The sequence below is a fragment of the Crocosphaera sp. XPORK-15E genome (genome assembly GCF_034931425.1).
Lineage (GTDB): Bacteria > Cyanobacteriota > Cyanobacteriia > Cyanobacteriales > Microcystaceae > UHCC-0190.
In genome coordinates this window covers 255,589-265,159 of the sequence record NZ_JAYGHQ010000002.1, presented here as the reverse complement: position 1 = coordinate 265,159, position 9,571 = coordinate 255,589, and the positions used below count along the sequence as shown (strand labels likewise).

The following is a 9,571-nucleotide window of genomic DNA, read 5'->3' as shown; positions in this document are numbered from 1 at the left end:
CTTCTCAGAAGCGGTGATGGGATTTGAAGTGGCAGATATTATGGTGACCAATGGGGCAGCGAGTAACTTTGTAGCGGTGGATGGCAATACATATACCGCCAACATTACTCCAGTTGCCAATGGTAATCTCACCATTAATGTAGCCGCCGGGGCCGCAGTAGATGCTGCGGGCAATGAGAGCACAGCAGCGACACCTAGCATTACCCGCGTTGCGGTGGGTGTGCCGACAGTCGAGATTCTGAATGCACCAGCAACCGTTGACACCCTCGAGGCCTTCCCCGTCACCTTCCAGTTCTCAGAAGATGTGACAGGATTTGTACTGGCAGATATCCTGGTGACCAATGGGACAGCGAGTAACTTCGTAGCGGTGGATGGTAATACCTATACCGCCAACATTACCCCCAATGGCAATGGCACTGTCACCATTAATGTACCCGAAGGGGCGGCCATTGATGCTGACGGCAATGAGAGTCTGGCAGCGACCCCAGTCACCACAACCCTAGAACCCCCACTCGGTTCTCCAGTGGTAGATATTCAGAATGCACCAGATGCCGTTAACTCCACCACTCCCTTTAGCGTCACCTTCCAGTTCTCAGAAGATGTGACAGGATTTGTACTGGCAGATATCCTGGTGACCAATGGGACAGCGAGTAACTTCGTAGCGGTGGATGGTAATACCTATACCGCCGACATTACTCCAGGTGGCAATGGTATTATCATTATTGATGTACCCGCCGGGGCAGCCGTAGATGCTGACGGAACAGAGAGTTTGGCAGCAACCCCAGCGACCACCATCGTCGAACTCCCACCCACCCCTGGTGCTGGCGTGCCAATCGATGACACCTTAACTGGAACCGCAGGCAATGATAGCATCCGGGGTTCAAGCGGTAACGATAGTATTAGTGGACTCGCTGGTGAGGACACCCTCAGAGGGGCTCGTGGCCGAGATTTCATTCAGGGTGAGGAAGGTAATGACACCGTGCGAGGTGGTAATGCCAAAGACACTCTCACTGGTGGTATGGGTAACGACTTGATCGTAGGTGGAAAAGGCGATGACTCCATCAGTGGTGATGAGGGCAACGACTCCATCCAAGGTGCGGAGAATCGGGACATTATCACAGGTGGTGAAGGCAATGACACCATACGAGGTGGTAATGCTATAGACAACCTGGACGGCGGTCTTGGAGATGACTCCATCATTGGTGGTAAGGGCAATGATACCCTCCTGGGACGTTCCGGGAATGATACCTTGGAAGGCCGTGCTGGTAAGGACTTACTCGTTGGAGGATCTGGTTCCGATGTACTCCAAGGGGGTAACGGACAGGATACCCTCATTGGTGGGCAACAAACCCCTAATGATTTTGAACGGGACACCTTGACGGGTGGAAATGGTCTAGATACCTTTGTCCTCCAGACGACGGATGCCAATGCTAATGCTGATGTCATCACTGACTTCGTGGCCGGAACGGATAAATTCGGACTAACTGGTGGTCTTACCTTTACTGATTTAACCGTTGCTGGAGTAGGAGCGAATGTTACTATCACCAATAACAATACCGGCTTCCTCCTCGCTATTGTCGAAAATGCGGCTCTTGCTGATGTCAATAATGCAGCCAACTTCGAGACATTTGTATTCTAGAGCGATCGCTCATCAATCCCTAATTTCTAATTAGTCTAGAAATCCCCCTATTGCTTTGTAATAGGGGGATTTTTATTACCAACCTGAGTTCGATATAATACTAATTATGGAAATTAAACGCTTACCCGTCTTATCTGATAACTATATTTTTCTACTGCATGATCCTAAAACTAATAAGGCTGCTGTAGTCGATCCGGCTGTCTCTATTCCTGTTATGAACTGTTTAGAGCAATTAGGGGCAGACTTAGTGGCAATTTTCAACACTCATCACCATTATGATCATGTGGGGGCCAATCACGAATTAAGGGAAAAATTTCCCAATGTTTGTATTTATGGAGGGAAAAAAGATCAAGGAAGAATCCCAGGACAACAGGTATTTTTAGAAGAAGGCGACAAAGTAGAATTTGCTGGAAAAGTTGCTGATATTTACTTTATTCCTGGCCATACTCGCGCCCATATTGCTTACTATTTCCCCCCAAATTCATCAGCAGAAACAGGGGACTTATTTTGTGGTGATACCTTGTTTGCAGGAGGGTGTGGACGCTTATTTGAAGGAACCCCAGGTCAAATGGTTCAATCATTAACAAAACTGCGAAACTTACCGGATAATACTCGTATTTGGTGCGCCCATGAATATACGTTAAATAATCTGAAATTTGCTTTAACTATTGATCCCAATAACCTTGACTTACAAACTCGTTATCATCAAGTAGAAAAATCCCGTCAAAATAAACAAGCAACCGTCCCTTCTTTGTTAGGAGAAGAAAAGAAAACTAATCCCTTTTTACGATGGGATCAGCCCGCTTTACAATCTGTATTAGGTATTAATGATCCGGTTATATTGTTTGGTAAACTTAGGAGAATGAAGGATGATTTTTAAAGCAATATGGAAAATAGAATAGGGGCTATTAAAGAGAAAATTGCTTATTATATTGATGATTTTGATAGTTATATTGGTATTACTATCAATTTGATTATACTTGGGCTTATTTTACTTTCTTCAGCTATTTTTGTAATTGAGACTTACTCAATTCCTCCAGAAATTCTAATTATTTTAAAGCACCTAGACACAGTTATTTTAGGAATATTTACCGTTGAATATATGCTGCGTTTTTGGTGTGCAGATTCAAAAAAAAGCTTCTTATTCAGCTTTTTCTCTTTTGTCGATTTACTTTCTATATTACCTTTATTTATAGGTTTTATAGATATTCGTTATGTCCGTATTCTTCGTTGGTTCAGAGTTTTAAGACTGCTTCGATTAATTAATTTTGAAACATCTCTTTTTAGAATTAAGTCTGAAGACGGAATAATTTTAGTAAGAATATTTTTAATTTTATTTTCTTTAGTTTTTATTTATTCAGGCGCAATTTATCAAGTCGAACATTATAGTAATCCTGGGGTTTTTAAGAATTTTTTTGATGCCTTATATTTTTCTATTGTCACCATGACAACTGTAGGTTTTGGTGATGTTATTCCCTTATCTGAAGCTGGCAGAATTGTTACAGTTATTATGATTTTTTCTGGTGTTATTTTAATTCCTTGGCAAATTAGTATCTTAACTCAAAAATTTTTACAAAAGAGTCAACAAAGTAATCAAGTTTGTTCCTACTGTGGTTTAAGATTTCATGATAGAGATGCAAATTTTTGTAAGATTTGTGGAACTAAGTTAGAATGATAATAAGATGCCCTAAGATTTCGAGAAAGTTAATGGTACAAACAATTGGAATTTCTCAAGCTATTACCAGTCTTAATGAAGCTAATTTTAAGTTTAATTTAACCCACAATCAAAGTCCTGATTTTTTTAGAGAATGGTTTGATAACTTACCAGAAATTACTGAGCTAGAAAAACAGGGTTTAAATAATTTAAAAGAGCGATATTTTTATTATGCTGCTGACAACTCTATTACAGAGGGAACCCTAAATATTATTATGGTTTCTCCTTTATTAGAAATGGCAAATTTATGTGATCCTCCTTTTAAAATAAAAGCGGAACAAGCTGTTAAAATTGAGCTTGAAGATTCAGAGATTATCCTAAAAGGATTTATTGATGCTTTAGTTGTACAAGAGCAATTTTGGATTGTTGTTATTGAAGCAAAACGCTATGGGTTTAATGTTTCTTTAGCTATTCCCCAAACTTTAGCCTATATGATGGCTAATTCCCATCAAAAAAGACCTGTTTTTGGTATGGTAACTAATGGGGAAGATTATATCTTTGTCAAGGTAATTCATCAGCATAAACAATATGATTATTCAGATAAGTTAACCCTATCAAAAAGAAACAATACAGATTTTTATCAAGTTTTTCAGGTTATCAAAAAACTCAAACAATTATTGATATAATTCTCAACATCAACCAACTATGATACTCTGTAAAAAGAATGTTTATTTGATGGAATTATCGATGCACAAAATACCAGTTACAGTCATTACAGGCTTTCTTGGGGCAGGCAAAACCACCCTACTTCGTCACCTTTTACAAAATAATCAAAACCGACGAATTGCCGTCTTAGTCAATGAATTTGGAGAGGTAGGAATTGATGGAGAATTACTCAGAGATTGCCAAATTTGTGAGGAAGGAGATAACCCCAATGATAATATTATAGAACTCACAAATGGTTGCTTATGTTGCACTGTTCAAGAGGAATTTTATCCCACGATGCAGCAGCTTTTAGAACGGCGAGAGTCCATTGATTGTATGTTAATTGAAACCTCTGGGTTAGCTTTACCAAAACCCTTAGTTCAAGCCTTCCGTTGGCCCGAAATTCGTAACAGTGCAACGGTAGATGGTGTTATAACAGTAGTGGACTGTCAAGCCTTAGCATCAGGGAAATTAGTAGGAAATTTAGACGCATTAGAAGCGCAAAGAAAAGCTGATCCTAACCTAGAACATGAAACTCCAATTGAAGAATTATTTGAGGATCAATTAGCTTGTGCAGATTTAGTTTTATTGACCAAAACTGATTTGGTTGACAACACCCAATTAACTCAAATTAAAGCTTGGTTATCTCAAGAATTACGTCCTGGAGTTAAGGTTATTTCCTGTCATCAAGGGGAAATTAATCCTGATATTTTATTAGGTTTTAATGCAGCAGTTGAAGACAATTTAGAAAGTCGTCCCAGTCATCATGACGAAGAAGAAGAACACGATCATGATGATGAAATTAACTCAATTCAGATTATCATCGATCAAGCTTATGAGCCTAAAACTTTAGTTGAAAACCTCAAAGAAATTGTTAAAACAACCGAAATTTATCGCATTAAAGGCTTTGTTAATGTTCCCAATAAACCTATGCGATTAGTATTACAAGGAGTTGGCGATCGCTTTGACACATTTTATGATCGATTTTGGCAACCTGATGAACAAAAAACAACTCGTTTAGTCTTTATTGGTAGAGACTTAAACCAGCAAAAAATTGCCGATAAATTAGCGTTAATTGCTTAAAAATTGAGCATGAAACCGGATATGATCTGCCATAAAACTTGCAATCATAAAGTAACTATGATCATAGCCTTCCTGAAATCTTAAGATAAGTTCTTGTCCTGATTCTTGACAAGCTTCTTGAAAGATTTCGGGTAATAATTGCTGCTGTTGATAAAATTGATCAGCCGTTCCTTGATCAATTAAAATTGGATATTTTAAAGGGTGTTTCCTTACCAATTCACTCGCATCATAATGAGAATAAATAGATGAATCATCCCCCAAATAAGTTCTTAATGCCTTCTGTCCCCAAGGAGATTTAATTGGTGCTGTAATGGGTGCAAATGCTGATACAGAACAATATTTATCAGGATTTTTCAAGGCACAAATTAACGCCCCATGTCCTCCCATTGAATGACCAAAAATACTTTGTTTTTCTGCTTTTACGGGAAAAAGTTCTGTAATTAATTGGGGCAATTCATTGACGACATAATCATACATTTGATAATGTTTTTTCCAAGGGTTTAAAGTTGCATTAACATAAAATCCGGCCCCACTACCGATGTCCCAAATATCATCTTCTCCAGGAATTCCTGTCTGTCGGGGACTGGTATCAGGAGCCACTAAAATAAGTCCGTATTCCGCCGCGTAACGTTGTGCGCCACCTTTGATAGTAAAATTTTCTTCTGTGCAAGTTAAGCCCGATAAATAATACAAAATAGGCACTTTTTGATTCACTGCTTGAGGGGGTAAATAAACAGCAAAATTCATCGGACTGTTACAGCATTGAGACTGATGGGTATAATAAGCTACTGTGCCGCCAAAACACCGATATTCTGATTTTAATGTTACTAGATTAGACATTTTTTCCTTAATGATCCTGATTACAATTATACTCATCTTATCAAGAGTTGGGGAGACTTAAAAGCATTGAATATATTGAAAAATATTTTTTGAAATGTAAATTTTTGTATCAATTTTCGAGATATTGACAATCAATAGTTAACGTTAAAAAAATAGATAATAATTAATTGTCACACCCAAAATAAAAATGTTGAAATTCTATTCCAGTATATGCTTAACTAGCTCCCTAAGCTTAGCGATCGCGTCTCTTTTTCCTAATCCAGCCTTAGCCTCTGCTTTTTCCCGAATTTATGGTTTTGGTGACTCCCTTTCAGACACCGGAAACACACTGTTAATTACCACAGCAGCGAATGAAAGTAATTCCTTAATTCCCATTGTGCCACCTGGGAGTTTCGGCTATGTTAATGGAAGATTTTCTAACGGCGACATTTGGCTTGATCGCTTAACAAACCGTCTAGGAATTCCCCTCCCACCTGTCTCTATTTTTGCGGGCGGTGCTAATGAAAACGGCGTTAATTTTTCTACGAATAGCGCGACAACAGGTGAGGCAAATACTTTTCCTATTCCCCTTCCTGGTTTAGTTGGATTAGAGCAACAAATTACCCAATTTCAAACAGCAAATAACACCGCAGATCCTAACGCATTGTATATTATTTGGGCTGGAGCAAATGATTATTTAGGGGGTGGAATTACTGATCCCAGTGAGCCAGTGGCTAATCTTTCCTCAGCCGTAGAAACCTTGTATAATTTGGGTTCGCGCCATTTTTTGGTCGGGAATTTACCAGCCCTTGGTCAAACTCCTTTAGCCCTTAGTCAAGGGACAGAAGTGATTAATAGCTTAAATCAAGTTACAGCAGGTCATAATTTTCTCTTATCCCAGTCTCTTGATAATTTGCGGCTACTTTCTGGTATTGATCTAAAATTGCTCGATATTGCCTCTTTATTTGAGAATATAATTACCCTTCCTGCTGATTTTGGCTTTAATGTCGTTGATGCCCCTTGCTTGGTCAATTCTCCCTTATTTACTCCCCCACCAGCAGTGCCTTCTCAATGCGAAAATCCTGATCAATATCTGTTTTGGGATGATTTACACCCTTCGGCTGCTACCCATCAATTTATAGGCGATCTCGCCTTCCAAACCCTTTCTATCCCTGAAAGTTCGCCAGTGGTGGGTATTTTAGCCTTTGGTAGCGCGATCGCAGCATTAAGCTTGATCACGAAGCAGTAAGACAAAATAACTTTCTCCCTGTTATTTTTTACTCATTTCTGGGAATACTAACACTGTAGTCTCTGGCATTGGTTGCGTTCACCCAATCAAGATAGCCTGATTAACAATGAGGGGAAACTATTTTGGATCAGCAAAAAATACTCGGTTATTTCATTGAAGAAGCAAAAGAACATTTAGAAACTCTTGAAACTGGGCTTTTAGAATTATCTGCTGTCGTCAAAGATCAAGAAAGACTTAATGAAATGTTTCGGGCTGCCCATTCCATTAAAGGGGGCGCAGCAATGTTGGGTTATGGCAGTATTCAAAAGATTGCTCACCGTTTAGAAGATGCTTTTAAAATTCTGAAAGAGAATACAGTTCCCACGGATCAAACTTTAGAATCATTGTTCTTAAAAGGCTATGATGTTTTACAAAATTTAGTTGAAAAACTTCAGGGAACTTTTGGTCTAAAACCCGAAGAAGCGGATGTAATTGTTGAAAAAGCAGAACCATTTTTTGTGGAACTTCAAGCCTATCTCAATCAAATTATAGACAGAGGAACATCCGCAATAAGTTCTGAAAGTGATGAAGATAGTTTTGAACAAGTTAAAAACTTACTTAAGCAAATGTTGTCTCTATTTAAAGAGAAAGCAAACTCCGAAAATCGTCAAATGCTTCAGAAAGTATGTACTCAATTAGGTCAGGTTTTTCCCCAGGAGAAAAGCTGGAAAAATTTAACAGAAATTGCTGCTAATGCAATTGCAAATCCTCAACATTCCTATCGTACTTTAGCCCCTGTTGTGATTAAAGAATTGAAGCAGGGAAGTGATTATATTGAATTAGGAAAAAGTGAAAAAATCCAACCAAGTGAAGCATTACAGCAACTAGCAGCGGCCAAACTGCCTTATATTTTAGTAAGTTTAGATCCTCAAAATATGGCTAACGCTTTGCGCCAAGCATTTAATCAACAACAATTGTCTAAATTAGTACAATTATTGACTTGATTTTAAGGATGAGAAACGACGGATAAAAAGAGGAATAATAGATAGTAGGGATAAAAATCCTAATGCTAGGAAAAAAGAAAAGCGATCGCTGCCTTGTAATGCCCGATTTCCACTGACTCCTAACCAATTATAAGCGAAAGTTCCTGGGATAATTCCGATCAAAGTTGCCCAGGTATAAGATAACCAATTAATGGGAGTTAAACCAAACAGAAAGTTAACTACATTAAACGGTGAAATTGGAGCTAGTCTAATGCCTAAAATAAATTGAATCGGTTGCTTTAATATGGCTTGTTCAAATTGAGCTAATATGCCTGTTTTGTTGAATTTTTTAGTTACATAATCTCGCAACAAATAACGAGCCATCAAAAATGCTCCTAAGGCCCCTAATGTAGCTCCAATGACTGACCAAATAGTTCCCCAAACAATGCCAAAAAGAATGCCGCCAACGATAGTCAAAACTGTTCCAGGAATTCCTAAAACTGTGAGAATAATGTAGGCATTAATAAACAAGGGAACAGTACAACAATCATAAGTTTGTAAAGATTTAACCCAAAAGTGATGATTAAAAACGATGTTTAACGGGCCAAAAAAACATAAAAACAACAGAAAAGCGATGGAAAAAATTATAAAAAACTTAGCAGATTTTAAGGATTTTTTAAACTTATTCTTTCTTGAAAATTCCAATAATTGTCTATTCATGATTCTCTGTTTACGGATACTTCTTCAATCTGATTATTTAAGGCTTTCTGGGCAATTTTAGTTACATAAACTGTCACTAAAACTGTGGCAATTAATCCTACAAGATATAAGCCCCATTCTAAGGGTGTTTTTGCCCTTTCTCCTGCCCCTAGAGTGGCAATATTACCAATTAAAGAACCAAGATAAACATACATAATGGTACCAGGCATCATTCCTATCCAGGAAGCTAAAATATAGTCTCTTAACGAAACTTTGGTAATACCAAAGGCATAATTTAAGATAACAAAAGGAAACAAAGGAGATAGGCGAGTTAACCCCACAATTTTCCAACCTTCTTGGCCAACAGCATGATCAATAGCTCGAAATTTAGGGTATTTTTCAAGCTGTTTATTAACCCATCCTCTGGCTAAATATCTTCCAATTAAAAAGGCAACTGTTGCTCCCAAAGTTGAGGCAATAGATACTATAATTGAGCCTTTTACTACATTAAAGATAACACCAGCACCAAGGGTTAAAATAGCCCCAGAAATCAAGAAAACTGCTGCTAACACATAAACAAGAATAAAGACAAGATAACCAATTTTTCCTAAACTATCTATCCATTGTAAAGTGTTTTGTAGGGTTTCATTGATATTGAGAAAACTAGATGTTTTTAATTGTTTCGTAACCATAATTAAAGCAGCAGTTAACATAGAAAATTCTCCCAGTTTGAGCATTGTTTTTTTGTTAATTATTGACCT

General features: G+C 38.1%; 10 protein-coding genes. 7 read left to right on the top strand and 3 right to left on the bottom strand.

Features of this window, described 5'->3' with window-relative positions; all coding sequences use genetic code 11:
- Nucleotides 1-16: 16 nt before the first annotated feature.
- The 5 genes from VB691_RS02815 to cobW all read left to right on the top strand — a co-directional run bounded on the left by VB691_RS02815 (nt 17) and on the right by cobW (nt 5,081).
- Nucleotides 17-1,639 (top strand): Ig-like domain-containing protein, encoded by a 1,623-nt coding sequence (locus VB691_RS02815; RefSeq protein WP_416244609.1) that lies wholly within the window; start codon nt 17-19, stop codon nt 1,637-1,639.
- A 106-nt stretch (nt 1,640-1,745) separates the two neighbouring features.
- Nucleotides 1,746-2,519 carry a hydroxyacylglutathione hydrolase gene (gene gloB, locus VB691_RS02810; protein WP_323289927.1) on the top strand — a complete coding sequence of 258 codons (774 nt, stop codon included), beginning with the start codon at nt 1,746-1,748 and terminating at the stop codon, nt 2,517-2,519.
- A gap of 6 nt (nt 2,520-2,525) precedes the next feature.
- On the top strand, nt 2,526-3,314 hold the full coding sequence (locus tag VB691_RS02805; protein ID WP_323289926.1) for an ion transporter: 789 nt from the start codon (nt 2,526-2,528) through the stop codon (nt 3,312-3,314).
- Nucleotides 3,315-3,346: 32 nt separating this feature from the next.
- The gene (locus VB691_RS02800; protein WP_323289925.1) at nt 3,347-3,979 is read left to right on the top strand and encodes a type I restriction endonuclease subunit R; all 633 of its coding nucleotides are present in this window, start codon (nt 3,347-3,349) and stop codon (nt 3,977-3,979) included.
- A gap of 61 nt (nt 3,980-4,040) precedes the next feature.
- Nucleotides 4,041-5,081, top strand: coding sequence for a cobalamin biosynthesis protein CobW (gene cobW, locus VB691_RS02795; RefSeq protein WP_323289924.1), 1,041 nt, complete (start codon nt 4,041-4,043; stop codon nt 5,079-5,081).
- Here cobW and fghA read toward each other — a convergent pair.
- Nucleotides 5,070-5,921: an S-formylglutathione hydrolase gene (fghA, locus tag VB691_RS02790; RefSeq protein WP_323289923.1), complete on the bottom strand. Its 852-nt coding sequence runs from the start codon at nt 5,919-5,921 to the stop codon at nt 5,070-5,072. The genes cobW and fghA overlap by 12 nt on opposite strands.
- Before the next feature lie 187 nt (nt 5,922-6,108).
- On the opposite strand from fghA, the gene VB691_RS02785 reads away from it, so the two are divergent.
- Entirely contained in the window at nt 6,109-7,149 is a 1,041-nt protein-coding gene (locus VB691_RS02785) for an SGNH/GDSL hydrolase family protein (protein WP_323289922.1), read from the top strand.
- Nucleotides 7,150-7,271: 122 nt separating this feature from the next.
- Nucleotides 7,272-8,132 (top strand): Hpt domain-containing protein, encoded by an 861-nt coding sequence (locus VB691_RS02780; protein ID WP_323289921.1) that lies wholly within the window; start codon nt 7,272-7,274, stop codon nt 8,130-8,132.
- On the opposite strand, the gene VB691_RS02775 is transcribed toward VB691_RS02780, so the two are convergent.
- Nucleotides 8,121-8,831 (bottom strand): TVP38/TMEM64 family protein, encoded by a 711-nt coding sequence (locus VB691_RS02775; RefSeq protein ID WP_323289920.1) that lies wholly within the window; start codon nt 8,829-8,831, stop codon nt 8,121-8,123. The genes VB691_RS02780 and VB691_RS02775 overlap by 12 nt on opposite strands.
- Nucleotides 8,828-9,547, bottom strand: coding sequence for a TVP38/TMEM64 family protein (locus VB691_RS02770; protein WP_416244603.1), 720 nt, complete (start codon nt 9,545-9,547; stop codon nt 8,828-8,830). The genes VB691_RS02775 and VB691_RS02770 overlap by 4 nt, the downstream gene beginning before the upstream one ends.
- Between the last annotated feature and the right edge of the window lie 24 nt (nt 9,548-9,571).

What these genes read in the sequence shown, in the direction of transcription:
- cobW (WP_323289924.1), top strand. Translation starts at nt 4,041, where the DNA reads ATGCACAAAATACCAGTTACAGTCATTACAGGCTTTCTTGGGGCAGGC.
- fghA (WP_323289923.1), bottom strand. Translation starts at nt 5,921, where the DNA reads ATGTCTAATCTAGTAACATTAAAATCAGAATATCGGTGTTTTGGCGGC.
- VB691_RS02805 (WP_323289926.1), top strand. Translation starts at nt 2,526, where the DNA reads ATGGAAAATAGAATAGGGGCTATTAAAGAGAAAATTGCTTATTATATT.
- VB691_RS02770 (WP_416244603.1), bottom strand. Translation starts at nt 9,547, where the DNA reads ATGCTCAAACTGGGAGAATTTTCTATGTTAACTGCTGCTTTAATTATG.
- VB691_RS02775 (WP_323289920.1), bottom strand. Translation starts at nt 8,831, where the DNA reads ATGAATAGACAATTATTGGAATTTTCAAGAAAGAATAAGTTTAAAAAA.
- VB691_RS02815 (WP_416244609.1), top strand. Translation starts at nt 17, where the DNA reads ATGGGATTTGAAGTGGCAGATATTATGGTGACCAATGGGGCAGCGAGT.
- VB691_RS02800 (WP_323289925.1), top strand. Translation starts at nt 3,347, where the DNA reads ATGGTACAAACAATTGGAATTTCTCAAGCTATTACCAGTCTTAATGAA.
- VB691_RS02785 (WP_323289922.1), top strand. Translation starts at nt 6,109, where the DNA reads ATGTTGAAATTCTATTCCAGTATATGCTTAACTAGCTCCCTAAGCTTA.
- gloB (WP_323289927.1), top strand. Translation starts at nt 1,746, where the DNA reads ATGGAAATTAAACGCTTACCCGTCTTATCTGATAACTATATTTTTCTA.